Consider the following 16276-nt stretch of genomic DNA (forward strand, 5'->3'; position numbering starts at 1 on the left):
GGTCGATGGCGCTTGAGGCTTGTGGTTGTAGTTGGGGGCGAACATTTAGTTGCAATGTTCCAACCCGTTTTAAGCGCCGTTTAAGACCCACCCCTTGAAATTCCATGCAATACGCTCCAAGTACTGGGCGGAAAACGGCCAGGAGCCAATCGGAATAAGGAGTGTCGCCATGCAAATGATCTACAACAGCCCCAACTATTGTGTCGTCGAGTTCGCACCGCAAGCGGGCCATCTGGCGATGAACGCAGGTGGCTACGAAATCGTAGACAAGAACACGCAGCGCGAAATCTTCATCGACGGCGCGATGGCGGCACAGTTTAGAGAACACGTGCGCAAGCTCATCGAGGAGGAGCCTACGCTCGACGAGGTCGATGAGTTCCTCGGTCAGTTCGACAGCTTGATGACTCAGCCCGTCGTTTTGCACTGACGGTTCATAGGCCGCAAGGCGGCACGACAATCCCATCGAACCCCGTCCGGCTTGCCGGGCGGGGTTTTCTTTTACCTTTTCTTTCGCCTCTGCCCGGCCGCCAGGCGGCCACCGGCGGGCGTGCCCGGCAGCCGCTACAATGACGGTTTCCCAGATCACGCCACGAGCCCGCCCGCCATGAATCCGTCCGCCGCCGCTCCAGCCGCATCGCCCGCTCCGAGTACGCCCTACACGCGAGGCGCCGAGTTGCCTGCGCTGCTCGCGTCGCGCATCTTGATCCTGGACGGTGCGATGGGCACGATGATCCAGCGCTACAAGCTCGACGAAGCGCGCTATCGCGGCGAGCGCTTCAAGGATTTCGGGCGCGACGTGAAGGGCAACAACGAACTGCTGTCGCTCACGCAACCGCAGATCATCGCCGAGATCCACGAGCAATATCTGGCGGCGGGCGCCGACATCATCGAAACGAACACGTTCGGCGCCACGTCGGTCGCGCAGGCCGACTATGGGATGGAATCGCTCGCGCGCGAGATGAACCTCGCGTCCGCCAAACTCGCGCGCGCGGCCTGCGATAAATACTCGACGCCGGACAAGCCGCGCTTCGTCGCGGGCGCGATCGGACCGACGCCGAAGACGGCGAGCATTTCGCCCGACGTCAACGATCCGGGCGCACGCAACGTCACCTTCGACGAGTTGCGCGCGGCTTACTACGAGCAAGCGCAAGCGCTGCTCGAAGGCGGCGCGGACCTGTTTCTCGTCGAAACGATCTTCGACACGCTCAATGCCAAGGCGGCTTTGTTCGCGCTCGACGAATTGTTCGACAACACCGGGCAAGTGCTGCCGGTCATGATTTCGGGCACTGTGACGGACGCGTCGGGCCGCATCTTGTCGGGGCAGACGGTGGAAGCGTTTTGGAACTCGCTACGCCATGCGAAGCCGCTCACGTTCGGGCTGAACTGCGCGCTCGGCGCGGCGTTGATGCGTCCGTACATCGCCGAGCTTGCCAAGATTTGCGACACCTACGTGTCGTGCTATCCCAACGCAGGCTTGCCGAACCCGATGAGCGACACGGGGTTCGACGAAACGCCCGAGGACACGTCGCGCCAATTGAAGGAATTCGCGCAAGCGGGACTCGTGAATCTCGCCGGCGGCTGCTGCGGTACGACGCCCGAACACATCGCAGCGATAGCCAAAGCGCTGAGTGGTGTGAAGCCGCGCGCATGGGCACACTACCGCGACGCCGCATGAACCGAGCGTCGCCACGCTCTCCGTCCACGCTTACCGCCATCCATCGAAGAGAACCATGACCGAACACATGATGCGTCTTGCCGGCCTCGAGCCGTTTAACGTCGCCTCCGGCGCGCTCTTCATCAACGTCGGCGAGCGAACGAACGTCACGGGCTCCAAAGCGTTCGCTCGCATGATCCTGAACGGGCAGTTCGACGATGCGCTCGCGGTCGCGCGCCAGCAAGTCGAGAACGGCGCGCAGATCATCGACATCAATATGGACGAAGCGATGCTCGATTCGAAAGCGGCGATGGTGCGCTTTCTGAACCTGATCGCGTCCGAGCCGGACATCGCCCGCGTGCCGATCATGATCGACTCCTCGAAGTGGGAAGTCATCGAGGCGGGCCTCAAATGTGTCCAAGGCAAAGCGATCGTCAATTCGATCTCGCTGAAGGAAGGCGAAGAGTCCTTCCGCCATCACGCGCGATTGATTCGGCGCTACGGCGCGGCGGCCGTCGTCATGGCGTTCGATGAAACGGGCCAAGCCGATACGTTCGAGCGCAAGACGCAGATCTGCGCGCGCTCGTACCGCATCCTCGTCGACGAAGTCGGCTTCGAGCCCGAGGACATCATCTTCGACCCGAACATCTTCGCCGTCGCCACGGGCATCGAGGAACATAACAACTACGCCGTCGATTTCATCGAGGCGACACGCTGGATCAAGCAGAACCTGCGCTACGCCAAGGTGAGCGGCGGCGTATCGAACGTCTCGTTCTCGTTCCGCGGCAACGATCCCGTACGCGAAGCGATCCATACGGTGTTCCTCTATCACGCGATTCAGGCCGGAATGGACATGGGGATCGTCAACGCCGGGCAGCTCGGCGTCTATGCCGATCTCGATTCCGAGTTGCGCGAGCGCGTGGAGGACGTCATCCTCAATCGCCGCGCCGACGCGACGGACCGCCTGCTCGAAATCGCCGACAAGTTCAAAACGGGCGCGGCCAAGAAGGAAGAGAACCTCGAATGGCGCAATCAAGGCGTCGAGGCACGCCTGGCCCATGCGCTCGTGCACGGCATCACGAACTTCATCGTCGAAGATACCGAAGAGGCACGCCAAAAGATCCACGCGGCCGGAGGACGGCCGATCAACGTGATCGAAGGGCCGCTGATGGACGGCATGAACATCGTCGGCGACTTGTTCGGTCAGGGCAAGATGTTCCTGCCGCAAGTCGTCAAGTCGGCGCGCGTGATGAAGCAAGCGGTCGCGCACTTGATCCCGTTCATCGAAGAAGAAAAGCGCAAGCTCGCCGAGGCCGGCGGCGACGTCCGAGCGAAAGGCAAGATCGTCATCGCGACCGTGAAGGGCGACGTGCACGACATCGGCAAGAACATCGTCTCCGTCGTGCTCCAGTGCAACAACTTCGAAGTCGTCAACATGGGCGTGATGGTCCCGTGCAACGAGATCCTCGCCAAAGCGAAGGTCGAAGGCGCGGACATCGTCGGCCTATCGGGGCTCATCACGCCGAGCCTCGAGGAAATGGCGTACGTCGCCTCGGAAATGCAGCGCGACGATTACTTCCGCATCAAAAAAATCCCGCTGTTGATCGGCGGCGCCACCACGTCGCGCGTCCATACCGCCGTGAAGATCGCGCCGAATTACGAGGGGCCCGTGGTCTACGTGCCGGACGCGTCGCGATCGGTATCGGTGGCGTCGAATCTACTGTCGGACGAAGGCGCGGCGAAGTATCTGGACGAGTTGAAGACCGAGTACGATCGGATCCGCCAGCAGCATGCCAATAAGAAGGCGCAGCCGATGGTGACGCTCGCGCAAGCTCGCGCGAACAAGACCAAGATCGATTGGGCCGCCTACCGGCCCGTCAAGCCCGCGTTCGTGGGGCGGCGCGTGTTCAAGAACTACGATCTGAACGAGCTGGCCCAGTATATCGACTGGGGCCCGTTCTTCCAGACGTGGGACCTCGCCGGCCCCTACCCCGCGATCCTCAACGACGAAATCGTCGGCGAATCGGCGCGGCGTGTGTTCTCCGACGCGAAGTCGATGCTGTCGCGGCTGATCGCGGGCCGCTGGCTGACGGCTAACGGCGTGATCGCGCTGCTGCCGGCCAATACCGTCGGCGACGACGACATCGAGATCTACACCGACGAAACGCGCACGCAAGTGGCGATGACTTGGCACAACCTGCGTCAGCAGAGCGTGCGTCCCGTCGTGGACGGCGTGATGCGGCCGAACCGGTCGCTGGCCGACTTCATCGCGCCCAAAGACTCGGGCGTGGCCGACTACATCGGCATGTTCGCCGTGACGGCGGGCATTGGCGTCGATGCAAAGGAAAAGCAATTCCTCGCCGATCACGACGACTACAGCGCGATCATGCTCAAAGCACTGGCCGACCGCATGGCCGAAGCCTTCGCCGAAGCCATGCACGCGCGCGTGCGGCGCGAATTGTGGGGTTATGCCTCGGCCGAGACGCTCGACAACGAGGCGCTGATCGCCGAACGCTACGCCGGTATCCGTCCGGCGCCGGGCTATCCGGCGTGCCCCGATCACCTCGTCAAACGCGACCTGTTCGCCACGCTCAAGGCCGACGAAGTCGGCATGACGGTGACCGAATCGCTCGCGATGCTACCGGCCGCCAGCGTCTCGGGCTTTTATATCGCTCACCCGGAAAGCCGCTACTTCTCGGTCGGCAAGATCGCTCGCGACCAGGTGGAAGACTTCGCCCGCCGCAACGAAATCGCGATGACCGACGCGGAGCGTGCGCTGGCGCCGTTGCTGTAATTGGCGGGGCGCTGAAAACGCAGCCCCAAACGGAAGAGCCCGGTTCAGGCTTGCGGGCCTGAACCGGGCTCTTTTTTTCCGAAGAAAGCGGCAACGCTTACCGCACCGCCCGCGCGGCGGGCCGGCGCTTTCGCTCAAACGCCCCAGAGAACGTCGGCGTTTTCGCGTTGCGCTTCGCGCAGCATGTCGAGGAACGGAAATGCGCGCTGCGCGAGGCCGATCGGCAACTCGTGCGGCTCATGTCCGTCTTCCCCTTCGTGAAAATGCCCTTCGTGTTCGGCGATCTCCCGCTTGTCCGTCACGATCGCAGCCTCGAGCTTCGAAATCGCACCGGGCAATTCGTCGTGAGTAATGACACCGCGCGCGCCCAATTGTTTGCCGACGATGCCAACCAGATACTGGGCCAGATTTTCCAGCATTACGACGTCCGGCGCCGCACGACATTTGAATGTAATCAACATAATGGACCCGTTTCCTTCGTTTTGTTTACCACACCTGACAGCGCCATGACATTCGTTACGCCCGGGCTACGCGGCCTACGCCGAACGGTGCCGGCCGTGCCCCCTTGGCAGACGCCTCATTGAGACATATTAGCACCTGCTAAAATCCGCCTAGAGATAAACGCGCGCGTGGCGCGCCGCACGAGCGCGAAGACGGCGGCCCTGCCGGCTCGCCGCCTCGCCAACCCTTCGCGTCCGCTCCGCGGACCGCTCAAGCCGACCGTACTGAACCAACATGCTGCCCGCACATAAACAGAATCTCGAAGCCTTGCTCGCCGCGAGCGTCAAGCAAGTCGTCACCGAATCGAACGGCGATGCCGCCGGCGCGCCCGCGATCACGCTCGAACGCCCGAAAGCGGCCGCGCACGGCGATGTCGCCTGCAACGTCGCGATGCAACTCGCCAAGCCGCTGCAAAAAAATCCGCGCGAACTCGCGCAGCGTATCGTCGACGCACTGCTCGCCCAACCGGGCGGCAAGGACTTGATCGAGGCCGCTGAGATCGCCGGCCCCGGCTTCATCAACTTGCGGCTGACCTCGAAGGCGAAGCAAGCCGTCGTCGGCGCGGTCATCGCAGAAGGCGCCGGCTTCGGGCGCTCGACGCACGGCGCGGGCACACGCGTGCTCGTCGAATTCGTGTCGGCGAACCCCACCGGCCCGCTGCATCTGGGCCATGGCCGCCAAGCCGCGCTCGGCGATGCGTTGGCGAACGTTCTCGCGAGCCAAGGCTACGGCGTGCACCGCGAGTTCTACTACAACGACGCGGGCGTGCAGATCCACAACCTGGCCGTCTCCACGCAAGCGCGCGCGAAAGGCCTGAAGCCCGGCGATGCCGGCTGGCCGGAAGCCGCCTACAACGGCGAGTACATCGCCGACATCGCGCACGATTACATGAACGGCGAGACCGTAGCGGCCAAGGACGGCGAGCCCGTCACAGGCAAAGGCGACATCGACGATCTCGATGCGATCCGCAAGTTCGCCGTCGCCTATCTGCGCCACGAGCAAGACATGGACTTGCAGGCGTTCGGCGTGAAGTTCGACCGCTACTACCTCGAATCGTCGCTCTATACCGAAGGGCGCGTGGCCAAGACCGTGGACGCGCTGGTCGCCGCGGGCAAGACGTTCGAGCAGGACGGCGCGTTGTGGCTGCGCACGACCGAATACGGCGACGACAAGGACCGCGTGATGCGCAAATCCGACGGTACCTATACGTATTTCCTGCCCGACGTCGCCTATCACGTCACGAAGTGGGAACGCGGCTTTGCGAAGGTCATCAACGTGCAAGGCTCGGATCACCACGGCACCATCGCACGCGTACGCGCGGGGTTGCAGGCGCTCGGCGTCGGCATCCCGAAGGGCTATCCCGACTACGTGCTGCACAAGATGGTCACCGTCATGCGCGACGGCCAGGAGGTCAAGATCTCCAAACGCGCCGGCAGCTACGTGACCGTGCGCGACTTGATCGAATGGTCGGGCGGCGCCGTGCCGGGACAGGAAGCCGCACCCGATCTGCTCGACGAAGCGACGATTCAGCGCGGCCGCGATGCCGTGCGATTCTTCCTCATCTCGCGCAAGGCCGACACCGAATTCGTCTTCGACGTCGATCTCGCGCTCAAGCAAAACGACGAGAACCCAGTCTATTACGTCCAATACGCGCATGCGCGGATTTGCTCGATTCTCGCCGAATGGAAGACGCGCTACGCCGGCGACGAAACCGCCTTGCCGCAAGCGGACGTCTCGGTGTTGACGAGCGCGCGCGCGATGTCGCTCATGCATAAGCTGGCGGAATATCCCGACATGCTGACCCACGCCGCATCGGAACTCGCGCCGCACGCGATCGCGTTCTACCTGCGCGAGCTCGCGAGCGAATTTCACTCGTTCTACAATGCCGAGCGCGTGCTCGTCGACTCGCAAGCCGAGCGTGACGCCCGTATCGCGCTGCTCGCGGCGACGCGCCAAGTGCTCGCCAACGGCCTCGCGGTCATCGGCGTATCCTCTCCGGCCAAGATGTAACGCAGCGCGCGCGTTCGCCGCGCGCCACCGCGCGCCATCGCTATAATCGGTGGCCGCCCTTCTCGCGGCCTGACGCTAGGCATGCCGCCCCCGGGCTTTTTTCGCAGGTGATTCAGACAATGGCAAAACCGAGCCGTACCTCGCCACGCAGCACGTCCCCCAAGGGGAAACAGAACGCCGATTCCCAACGAGGACTTCCTCGGGGGCGAAGCGGGGCAGCGAAGCAAAGCGGAAGCACGTTTCTCGGCATTGTGCTGGGCTTGATCGTCGGTCTCGCGATCGCCGTCGTCGTGGCGCTGTACATCGAGCGCTCGCCCACGCCGTTCGTGGCCAAGGTCGCACCGGGCGGTGCGTCCGGAACGGGAACGGTCGAGCAGCAATACGATCCGAACCGCGCCTTGCAGGGCAAATCGCCGGGACAACCCGTGCCGCAGGCGGCTCAGCAAACGCCTCCGCCGAATACGGCGCCGGGCCAGTCGTCGGGACAACCGGCCACGCCGGCGCAAGCGCCCGGCTTGCTGCAAGAGCCGCAAATCGTCGAGGTGCCGTCCACGAACGGCGCATCGAGCGCGGCCGGCAATCCGGCCAGTGCGACAGCGCAGCAGCCGGCCCAAGCGAACACGCAGAACCCGGCGCAACAGAAGAAGCCCACGCAAACGGCGAACGTGCCGCCCGCCGCCGCGCCTAACGCCAATAGCGGCGCGCATCCGGCAGCCGGCGCCGCGGCCGACGCGGGCACGGGCTATTTCCTGCAAGTCGGTGCCTATAAAACGGCCGCCGATGCCGAACAGCAGCGCGCGCGCTTGGCGTTCCAAGGTTTCGAATCGAAAGTGTCGCAACGCGACGCCGGCGGCGTGACGTACTTCCGCGTCCGGATCGGGCCGTTCTCGAAATTCGACGAAATGAATGCGACGCGCCAACGCCTGTCCGATGCCGGCATCGACACGGCGGTGATCCGCTTCACCAAGCAGTAACGCACAGTCGGCCGCGCGCCGTCCCGCGATGAACCATGCGCGGGCGGCGCGAGTCTGACTCGGCAGCCGCTGCCGTCCAAAGAATCGGCATGAAGGCGTCCCACGTTCATCGTACCCACGAGTGCACAATGAAAAAACTGATCCGCACGCTGTTGTTTTCCGTCAGCCTCGCCGTTATCGGCGCGGGCGTGGCGCAAGCTTCTCCGTCCGCCCCGGTTTCCGGGAAGGACTTTACGGTCTTGAAGACGCCGCAACCGGTCGATGTGCCCGCCGGCAAGATCGAAGTCATCGAATTCATGTGGTACGGCTGCCCGCACTGCAACGAGTTCGACCCGTACCTCGAAAAATGGGTTAAGGCGCTGCCGCCGGACGTCGTATTCAAACGCGTGCCCGTCGCCTTCCGCGACGATTTCATCCCGCATTCGAAACTCCTGCATGCATTGAACGCGCTGGGCCTCGAACAGCAGCTCACGCCGACGATCTTCCATGAGATTCACGTCAACAAGAACTATCTGCTAACGCCGGACGATCAGGCCAAGTTCCTCGCCACGCAAGGCGTCGATACGAAGAAGTTCCTGGCGGCTTACAACTCGTTCTCGACGCAAGCCGAAGTGAACCGCGATAAGCAAATGATTCAGGACTACAAGATCGACGGCGTGCCGACGCTGGCCGTTCAAGGCAAGTACGAAACGGGCCCGGCGGCAACCGATAGCCTGCCCGGCACGATCCAAGTGCTCGACTACCTCGTGGCGCAAGTGCGCGCGAAGAAGATGTGATGCACGGGGCCGCCGGTACGAACTCGTCGTTCAAAGTCTTCATCACCGGCGCCTCCAGCGGCATCGGACTGGCCCTTGCCGAGCAATACGCGCGGCAAGGCGCGACGTTAGGCCTCGTGGCGCGCCGCCTCGAGGCCCTCGCCGAGTTCGCTCGGCGCTTTCCCCAGGTTTCCATCGCCACCTATTCGGCCGACGTGCGCGACGCACAAGCGCTCGCGCAGGCAGCCGCCCGATTCGTCGCCGATTTCGGCTTGCCCGACGTCGTCATCGCCAATGCCGGTGTCAGCAAAGGCGTGGCGGCCGGGTATGGCGATCTCGAGACGTTTCGCGAAGTAATGGACGTCAACTGCTTCGGCATGGCCGCGACGTTCGAACCGTTCGCCAAAGCCATGACCGAGGCGCGCCACGGCACGTTCGTCGGCATCGCGAGCGTGGCCGGCGTACGCGGGTTGCCGGGTTCGGGCGCCTATAGCGCCTCGAAAGCCGCCGCGCTGGCTTATCTCGAATCGCTGCGCGTCGAAATGCGCCCGTTCGGCGTGGCGGTCGTGACCATCGCGCCAGGCTATATCCGCACGCCGATGACGGCCCACAATCCCTATCCGATGCCGTTTCTGATGGACGCCGAGCGCTTTGCGCAGAAGGCCGTCGCGGCCATCGCGAGAAAAACCCGGTTCGCCGTACTGCCTTGGCCGATGCGGATCGTCGCCGCGTTGCTGAGGTGCCTGCCGCGCTGGCTGTACGACCGGCTTTTCGAAAAGGCGCCGCGCAAGCCGCGGGTCGCGGGTTAGTCTCGACGCTCAACGCGTAGGCTACGCGCCCAAACGAGCATATCGATATCCCGGGCGCGGCGTTGTCGACGCCGCGCGCTTGGGCTAAGCTCATCAGCTCGCTGCGCCGCCGCCTCCCTATTCGGCCGGCCCCGTCTAAAACGGAGAACCCATGCACGTCAAACTGCTCGCCGCCACGCTCGCCGTGTTGCCTGCTCTCGCATTTGCCAAGCCGCTCACCGTGTGTACCGAGGCGAGCCCGGACGGTTTCGACGTCGTGCAATTCAACTCCCTAGTAACGACGAACGCATCGGCCGACGTCATTTTCAACACGCTCGTCGATTACGACGAAGCGTCCAAAAAGGTCGTCCCGTCGCTCGCGGAAAAATGGGACGTCAGCGCCGACGGCCTCGTCTACACGTTCCATCTGCGCGCGAACGTGCCGTTCCAAACGACCGACTACTTCAAACCCTCGCGCCCCCTGAACGCCGACGACGTCGTTTTCACGTTCGACCGGATGCTTGACGAAGCCAACCCCTGGCACAAGGTGGCCGGCGCCAACGGCTTTCCGCACGCCCAATCGATGGGGCTCGTCAAGCTCGTGAAAGCGGTGAAAAAGGTGGACGAACAGACGGTCGAGTTCGACCTGAACGAGCCGAACGCGACGTTCGTTCCGATGCTGACGATGGGCTTCGCATCGATCTATTCCGCGCAGTACGCCGACCAGTTGCTCAAAGCCGGCAAGCAAACGGACTTGAATGCCAAACCGATCGGCACGGGCCCCTTCGTATTGAAGAGCTACACGAAGGACGCCGTGATCCGCTATGACGTCAACCCGGCTTACTGGGGGCCCAAACCGAAAATCGACCGGCTGATCTATGCGATCACGCCCGATCCCACGGTACGTGCGCAAAAGGTGAAGGCCGACGAATGCCAAATCGCGCTGTCGCCGAAGCCGGAGGACGTGGCGGCCGCTAAGGGCGACAAGTCGCTCGCCGTCGTGCAAACGCCCGCTTTCATGACGGCCTTCGTCGCGCTGAACACGAGCAAGAAGCCGCTCGACGACGAACGCGTACGACAAGCCCTCAATATGGCGTTCGATCGCGCCACATACTTGAAAGTCGTCTTCGACAATACCGCCACGCCGGCCCTGAACCCCTATCCGCCGTCCACGTGGAGCTACGACCAGGGGCTGGAAGCATACCCGCACGACCCCGTCAAAGCCCGGGCGCTGCTGGCCCAAGCGGGATATCCGAATGGGTTCTCGACGACGATCTGGGTACGCCCGCAAGGCAGCGTGCTCAACCCGAAGCCGAAAGCCGGCGCGGAGTTGCTGCAAGCCGATTTGGCCAAAATCGGCGTGAAAGCCGACGTCAAGGTGATCGAATGGGGCGAGCTCATCAAGCAGGCCAAGCAAGGGCAACACGATCTGCTGTTCATGGGATGGGCGGGCGACAACGGCGACCCCGACAACTACCTGACGCCGCTATTTAGCTGCAACGGCGTGAAATCGGGCATCAACTTCGCCCGCTTTTGCGATCCGAAACTCGACAAGCTAATCGCGGACGGGCGCGCCACGGCCGACCAAGCCACCCGGACGAAAGATTACGAGGCCGCGCAAAAGGTGATCCACGACCAGGCATTGTGGATCCCCCTCGGGTATCCGACCGCGAGTGCGATCACGCGCAAGTCGGTGGACGGCTACAAGGTCAGCGCCTTCGGCCGCCAGGATTTCGCGGACGTCTCGGTGAAATGAAGCAGCGCCATGCGGCCATCCGTTGACGCCTGTCACATGGCCGCTTTAACCTAGGCGCCGGATTGTCGATTCGATTAAGAGCAGTCATGCGAAACCTCGGCCGCACGGTAACGGCGTTCACGATTTTGGCCGCCATCGCGGCGTTTTCCCCCGCCATTGCGCAAACTCAGCTCGAACGGGCCGATGGGGAGCTCGTGGCCGGCGATCCGGCGGCCGGCGATCCGGCGGCCGGCGCCCCGGCGGCCGGCGATCCCATGGTCGGCGCCCCTATCGCCAACGATCGGGCCGAGAGCACGCACCTGACCGTCGCCCCGATGGCGGTCGCTCAGGTCACCGTCGCACCCGCCGCGCCAACGCTCACGCCGCTTGCACCAAGCGCGCCGATTGCGCCCCTCCCCCGAGGGCCCGCTCCGATGGTGGCCGTTCCCGTTGCGGTCTACGTGGCGAACTTCGTGGCCGTGCCCGTCAATGCCTCCGCCGCCGGATTGCTCGCACGCTTGCGAGATGCGCTTCACGCACACGCGGCCGGACACGACGCGGGACTCGTCGCCCAAGCCGTCGTCCAAAGGCTCAATCAAGCGGGCGTTGCGGCGCGCTATCTCGCGCCTGGCGATCAACCCCCCGTTACGGGCTGGTTGATCGGCGGCGTATTTCATTTACAAGGCGAAGCGCCAGCCGTCGCCTCCGACGGCGCGGAGTCGGGCTCGGCCGCGCTCGGTGCCGACGTCTCCGTCACCGTCGCGGATTTGGAGCACGGTCCCGACACACCGTTCGCCGTCATCGGCGTGCCGCCGGCAGCCGCGGGGTCGGATAACAAGCGCCCATGGACCCCGTACGTCGTCCCGGCCAAACTCTCGTTCGAGCGGGCCGAGCGAAATGCGGCCGTCGCCGCGCTCGCCCAGCAGATTGCCGACGCCTTCGTCGGCAATATGACGGCTTTACGCCAAGCCGACGCCAAGGCGATCGCGCCCTAACCGCATGCGCCGCTTGCTCGCTTGATGGCGAGCGCGGCATGCCTGCTCTATCCTTCTTGGCGAATGCCGCGCCGGCCCCGGCGCGGTTCGTCCTAAGCTAAGGAGTCGTCCATGTCCTACCTGCTCTTGATCGTCGAGCCGATCGGCCAGCGCGCACAACGCACGCCCGAAGAAGGCCGCGCCGCCTACGACACGATGGTCCGCTTCGGCGAAGACTTGCGCGCGCGCGGCCTGCTCGTCGCCGCGCAGTCGCTGGCATCGACCGACGAAGCGGTGCGCGTGCAGGTGCGTAGCGGGGAACGCCGCCTCATCGACGGGCCGTTTGCCGAAGCCAAAGAAATGGTCGGCGGCTTTTACCTGCTCAACTGCGATCGGGAAGAAGAGGCGCTTGCGATTGCGGCCGAATGTCCGGCCGCCGAATGGTGCACGGTAGAAGTCAGGCGTTTGGCGCCTTGCTTCGAGTAACCCGCGCGAATTCGTAGCGAAAAAGCGGATCGGCGTGTCGATTGCAGCGCCCGTCGTTCGTCGTAGCCGTAGGAGCCCGGAAAGCGGCCTCCATCTTCTTGCGAGGAGCGAAGCGATGCGTTTCATGATCATGGTTCGGGCCACCGCCCAGAGCGAAGCGGGCGTCATGCCGGAGCAAGCGTTGATGGCGGCCATGACGGCCTATCACGAAGCGTTGGCCAAAGCGGGGGTACTCCTCGACGCGAGCGGGCTCAAGCCCAGTCGCGAGGGCTGGCGCGTGCGCTACTCGGGCGGTAAGCGCGCGATCGTCGATGGGCCGTTCGCCGAAACGAAAGAACTGATCGCGGGCTATACGCTGATCCAGGCGCGCTCGCGCGAGGAAGCGCTCGAGTGGGCGCGGCGCTTCCCCGCGCCGTTCGGAGAGGCGGCCGACGGCGAGATCGAGGTTAGGCCGCTCTTCGAGTGGGAGGACTTCACGCCCGGCGAGCCGATCGAACGCTTTCGCGAGGTTCAAGCGAGCCTGCGCCAGCCATGAGCAATCCCACGCACCGAGCGATCGAAGCCGTGTGGCGCATCGAGGCCGCGCGCGTCGTCGCCCATGCCGCCCGCCTCGTACGCGACATCGGCGTAGCGGAGGAACTCGCGCAGGACGCGCTCGTCGCGGCGCTCGAACATTGGCCGCGCACCGGCGTGCCCGACAATCCCGGCGCTTGGCTGATGGCAACCGTCAAGCATCGCGCGCTCGACAAACTGCGCCAAGACGCGCTGCATACGCGCAAGCACGAAGCGATCGGACGCGATCTCGATGCGCTCGAAGCGCATGTCGTTCCCGATTTCGTCGATGCGATCGACGATGCACGTGCCGACGACATCGGCGATGACTTGCTGCGCTTGATTTTCACCGCATGTCACCCCGTGCTGTCGACCGATGCGCGTGTCGCCCTGACGTTGCGGCTGCTCGGCGGGCTCGCCACGCACGAGATCGCGCGCGCCTTCCTCACGCCGGAAGCGACGATCGCGCAGCGCATCGTGCGCGCCAAGCGAACGCTGCGCGAGGCGCGCGTACCGTTCGAAGTGCCGCATGCCGATGCGCGGGCCGTGCGGATGGCATCGGTGCTCGAGGTCGTCTATCTGATTTTCAACGAAGGCTATGCGGCCACGGCCGGCGAAGACTGGGTGCGGCCGACGCTTTGCGACGAGGCGCTACGCCTCGGTCGTACCCTCGCCGAACTCATGCGCGAGGATAGCGAAGTTCATGGTCTCGTCGCACTGATGGAGTTGCAGGCCTCGCGGCTTCACGCACGCGTCGACCACGACGGCCGCCCGATATTGCTCGCCGATCAAGATCGCTCGCGCTGGGATCCGCTGCTCATTCGGCGCGGCCTCGCGGCGCTCGCTCGTGCTCAAGCGCTCGACGGTGCGCTCGGCCCGTACGCGCTCCAGGCGGCGCTCGCCGCATGCCATGCGCGCGCGCATCGCGCCGAAGACACCGACTGGACCCAGATCGTCGCGCTGTACGACGCACTCGCGCAAATCACGCCGTCGCCGGTCGTGGAGTTGAACCGCGCCGTGGCGGTCGGCATGGCCTATGGGCCGCAAGCGGCCTTCGAGATCGTCGAGGCGCTCGCGGCCAATCCGGCGCTCGCGCGCTATCACTGGCTGCCGAGCGTGCGCGGCGACTTGCTGGCCAAGCTCGGCCGACGCGACGAAGCACGCACGGAGTTCGAGCGCGCAGCGGCGATGACGCAGAACGCACGCGAGCGAGCGCTGCTGCTCGAACGTGCCGAGACGATGCGCGACACACGCTGAGGCGAAGGCGTTGGAACGCGTTAGCGGCGCACGGCGGGTCGCCGTCCGGCCCGTCAAGCCGCCATCAGTTGCGCGCCCCGCGGCGCGTACGCCTTCGTCGCCGCGGAACGAATCGCGCCGTTCGCCCCTTCGCCGAGATGGAAGATCGCGACTGCGTCGCGCAGCGCGCGCATCTGCTGCGCCATGGACTGCGAGGCCGCCGATAGCTCTTCGACGAGCGCGGCGTTTTGCTGCGTGACTTCGTCCATATGGCTGACTGCCTGATTGACCTGCGCAATGCCACGGCTTTGCTCGGACGAGGCGGCCGAGATTTCGTCGATGACGTCGGCGACCTTGCCGGCACCTTCCTGGATTTCGGTCATCGTGCGGCGCACCTGAGCCGCTTGCGACTCTCCGGTACAGACCGTCGTGGCCGACACCTCGATCAAGTCCTTGATCTCCTTGGCCGCGCTCGATGCGCGTTGGGCAAGCGCGCGCACCTCGCCGGCCACGACGGCGAAGCCCCGGCCTTGTTCGCCTGCGCGCGCGGCTTCGACCGCGGCGTTGAGCGCAAGGATATTGGTTTGGAACGCGATGCCTTCGATGAGCGCGGTGATTTCGCCGATGCGCGACGAATGCTTGCTAATGTCGCCCATCGTCGCCACCATCGCTTCAACCACGCCGTGCGCCGTATGCGCGACATCGGACGCGCTGCCGGCCAACGCGCTCGCGGCTTTCGCGTTTTCCGCGTTTTGGGACACCGTGGCCGTCAATTGCTCCATGCTCGCCGCGCTTTGTTCGAGCGAGGCCGCTTGCGTTTCCGTGCGGGCGGACAAATCGGCATTGCCCGCGGCGATCTGATGCGTCGCGCTGCTGGCCGATTCGGAAGCCGTCCACACCTCCCGCAACGCCACCGAGACGCGCTCGATCAAATCGTTGAACGCGACCGCGATGCGTGTCAGTTCGTCACGGCCGAGCACGGGCGCGCGTAGCGTGAAATCGCGCGTGCCGCTAATGCGCTCGATCGCGGTTTGAAGCGAGGTGATACCCGCATTGATCGAGCGAGCAAGCTTGAAAATCATCGCGCAAACGATCGCCATTCCGGCCAGCATGACCGAGAGCACGGTAACGAAGACGGAATCGGCAACCGAGTGGGCGGCGGCGCTTTGCTGCTCGGCGAGCGTATTCATCTGAGCGGCCATCTGTTCCAAGTCGCGTTGGAACGGCTCGAAATCGGAGTGATAGAGCGCCGTGGTTTGGTCGGTAGCCGACTTGGCGTCATGCGCCGCGAGTTCAATGAGTGCGTGCGACTTGCGATCGTATGCGCTCCACTTGGCGACGAGCGCGCGAAAGGCATCGGCGCGCGCGGGATCGACGATCAACGTTGCCAGCTTGGACGACCACGCATCGACGTTGCGTTCCGCGTCGGCGAAGATCTTTTTCGTATCGTCGGCCGTCGGATCGAGCTGGATCGTCGACAGCGCGCTCGCCTTGATTTCCGTGATGCCTTGCAAAACTTTCTCTTGCCGATGGGAGACGTCTTCCGCGTTCATCGCCTCATGCAAACCGATTGCGCATACGAAAACGCCGGCGCCCATGGACAACACGGTCACCATCGAAAACAGCTGTAATTTGCGCCGAATGTTCATTGCTCACCTCGCGGATGGGAGACGCCCGCTCGCGTCTCTCGGGTCGTCACCTCTCTTTACGACCGAATGCCGATGCGCATTGAGTGCGGATAAACACGGGCTTCGCCGGCCGCGGCCGCATCTTTGCACGGGAATGGTTTCTGCTGGGCAAGCTTTCTATTTGCTTTC

14 protein-coding genes are annotated in these 16276 nt (G+C 64.2%); 12 read left to right on the forward strand and 2 right to left on the reverse strand.

Translation table 11 applies throughout. The features are described from left to right. Nucleotides 1–169 precede the first annotated feature (169 nt). The 3 genes from AB1286_RS10010 to metH all read left to right on the forward strand — a co-directional run bounded on the left by AB1286_RS10010 (nt 170) and on the right by metH (nt 4448). Nucleotides 170–427: a BTH_I0359 family protein gene (locus AB1286_RS10010; protein ID WP_102609771.1), complete on the forward strand. Its 258-nt coding sequence runs from the start codon at nt 170–172 to the stop codon at nt 425–427. Between the two features lie 177 nt (nt 428–604). Continuing rightward, complete coding sequence (locus AB1286_RS10015) at nt 605–1675, forward strand: homocysteine S-methyltransferase family protein (protein ID WP_430363132.1); 1071 nt, start codon at nt 605–607, stop codon at nt 1673–1675. Between the two features lie 55 nt (nt 1676–1730). Next, on the forward strand, nt 1731–4448 hold the full coding sequence (gene metH / locus AB1286_RS10020) for a methionine synthase (protein ID WP_430363133.1): 2718 nt from the start codon (nt 1731–1733) through the stop codon (nt 4446–4448). A gap of 134 nt (nt 4449–4582) precedes the next feature. Here the strand turns inward: metH and AB1286_RS10025 are convergent, their stop codons facing one another. Next, entirely contained in the window at nt 4583–4909 is a 327-nt protein-coding gene (locus tag AB1286_RS10025; RefSeq protein ID WP_430363134.1) for a DUF1840 domain-containing protein, read from the reverse strand. Between the two features lie 274 nt (nt 4910–5183). On the opposite strand from AB1286_RS10025, the gene argS reads away from it, so the two are divergent. From argS to AB1286_RS10070, 9 genes are all read left to right on the forward strand, one after another. After that, nucleotides 5184–6959 (forward strand): arginine--tRNA ligase, encoded by a 1776-nt coding sequence (gene argS / locus AB1286_RS10030; protein ID WP_430363135.1) that lies wholly within the window; start codon nt 5184–5186, stop codon nt 6957–6959. A 119-nt stretch (nt 6960–7078) separates the two neighbouring features. Further along, a complete protein-coding gene (locus AB1286_RS10035; protein WP_430363136.1) occupies nt 7079–7933 on the forward strand; it encodes an SPOR domain-containing protein in 855 nt (284 codons plus the stop codon). 128 nt (nt 7934–8061) lie between these two features. Next, the gene (locus tag AB1286_RS10040) at nt 8062–8709 is read left to right on the forward strand and encodes a thiol:disulfide interchange protein DsbA/DsbL (protein WP_430363137.1); all 648 of its coding nucleotides are present in this window, start codon (nt 8062–8064) and stop codon (nt 8707–8709) included. Then, nucleotides 8709–9497 carry an SDR family oxidoreductase gene (locus AB1286_RS10045; protein ID WP_430363138.1) on the forward strand — a complete coding sequence of 263 codons (789 nt, stop codon included), beginning with the start codon at nt 8709–8711 and terminating at the stop codon, nt 9495–9497. The genes AB1286_RS10040 and AB1286_RS10045 overlap by 1 nt, the downstream gene beginning before the upstream one ends. A 151-nt stretch (nt 9498–9648) precedes the next feature. Continuing rightward, a complete protein-coding gene (locus AB1286_RS10050; protein ID WP_430363139.1) occupies nt 9649–11232 on the forward strand; it encodes an ABC transporter substrate-binding protein in 1584 nt (527 codons plus the stop codon). Between the two features lie 86 nt (nt 11233–11318). Then, the gene (locus AB1286_RS10055) at nt 11319–12206 is read left to right on the forward strand and encodes a hypothetical protein (protein WP_430363140.1); all 888 of its coding nucleotides are present in this window, start codon (nt 11319–11321) and stop codon (nt 12204–12206) included. Nucleotides 12207–12317: 111 nt separating this feature from the next. After that, a complete protein-coding gene (locus AB1286_RS10060) occupies nt 12318–12671 on the forward strand; it encodes a YciI family protein (RefSeq protein ID WP_430363141.1) in 354 nt (117 codons plus the stop codon). Nucleotides 12672–12786: 115 nt separating this feature from the next. Then, the gene (locus tag AB1286_RS10065) at nt 12787–13206 is read left to right on the forward strand and encodes a YciI family protein (protein WP_430363142.1); all 420 of its coding nucleotides are present in this window, start codon (nt 12787–12789) and stop codon (nt 13204–13206) included. Next, nucleotides 13203–14480, forward strand: a complete 1278-nt coding sequence (locus AB1286_RS10070) for an RNA polymerase sigma factor (RefSeq protein WP_430363143.1) — start codon at nt 13203–13205, stop codon at nt 14478–14480. The genes AB1286_RS10065 and AB1286_RS10070 overlap by 4 nt, the downstream gene beginning before the upstream one ends. Nucleotides 14481–14533: 53 nt before the next feature. Here the strand turns inward: AB1286_RS10070 and AB1286_RS10075 are convergent, their stop codons facing one another. Next, on the reverse strand, nt 14534–16108 hold the full coding sequence (locus tag AB1286_RS10075; RefSeq protein WP_430363144.1) for a methyl-accepting chemotaxis protein: 1575 nt from the start codon (nt 16106–16108) through the stop codon (nt 14534–14536). Between the last annotated feature and the right edge of the window lie 168 nt (nt 16109–16276).

Source organism: Trinickia sp. NRRL B-1857, assembly GCF_050470685.1.
Classification (GTDB): domain Bacteria; phylum Pseudomonadota; class Gammaproteobacteria; order Burkholderiales; family Burkholderiaceae; genus Trinickia.

What these genes read in the sequence shown, in the direction of transcription:
- AB1286_RS10010 (WP_102609771.1), top strand. Translation starts at nt 170, where the DNA reads ATGCAAATGATCTACAACAGCCCCAACTATTGTGTCGTCGAGTTCGCA.
- AB1286_RS10015 (WP_430363132.1), top strand. Translation starts at nt 605, where the DNA reads ATGAATCCGTCCGCCGCCGCTCCAGCCGCATCGCCCGCTCCGAGTACG.
- metH (WP_430363133.1), top strand. Translation starts at nt 1,731, where the DNA reads ATGACCGAACACATGATGCGTCTTGCCGGCCTCGAGCCGTTTAACGTC.
- AB1286_RS10025 (WP_430363134.1), bottom strand. Translation starts at nt 4,909, where the DNA reads ATGTTGATTACATTCAAATGTCGTGCGGCGCCGGACGTCGTAATGCTG.
- argS (WP_430363135.1), top strand. Translation starts at nt 5,184, where the DNA reads ATGCTGCCCGCACATAAACAGAATCTCGAAGCCTTGCTCGCCGCGAGC.
- AB1286_RS10035 (WP_430363136.1), top strand. Translation starts at nt 7,079, where the DNA reads ATGGCAAAACCGAGCCGTACCTCGCCACGCAGCACGTCCCCCAAGGGG.
- AB1286_RS10040 (WP_430363137.1), top strand. Translation starts at nt 8,062, where the DNA reads ATGAAAAAACTGATCCGCACGCTGTTGTTTTCCGTCAGCCTCGCCGTT.
- AB1286_RS10045 (WP_430363138.1), top strand. Translation starts at nt 8,709, where the DNA reads ATGCACGGGGCCGCCGGTACGAACTCGTCGTTCAAAGTCTTCATCACC.
- AB1286_RS10050 (WP_430363139.1), top strand. Translation starts at nt 9,649, where the DNA reads ATGCACGTCAAACTGCTCGCCGCCACGCTCGCCGTGTTGCCTGCTCTC.
- AB1286_RS10055 (WP_430363140.1), top strand. Translation starts at nt 11,319, where the DNA reads ATGCGAAACCTCGGCCGCACGGTAACGGCGTTCACGATTTTGGCCGCC.
- AB1286_RS10060 (WP_430363141.1), top strand. Translation starts at nt 12,318, where the DNA reads ATGTCCTACCTGCTCTTGATCGTCGAGCCGATCGGCCAGCGCGCACAA.
- AB1286_RS10065 (WP_430363142.1), top strand. Translation starts at nt 12,787, where the DNA reads ATGCGTTTCATGATCATGGTTCGGGCCACCGCCCAGAGCGAAGCGGGC.
- AB1286_RS10070 (WP_430363143.1), top strand. Translation starts at nt 13,203, where the DNA reads ATGAGCAATCCCACGCACCGAGCGATCGAAGCCGTGTGGCGCATCGAG.
- AB1286_RS10075 (WP_430363144.1), bottom strand. Translation starts at nt 16,108, where the DNA reads ATGAACATTCGGCGCAAATTACAGCTGTTTTCGATGGTGACCGTGTTG.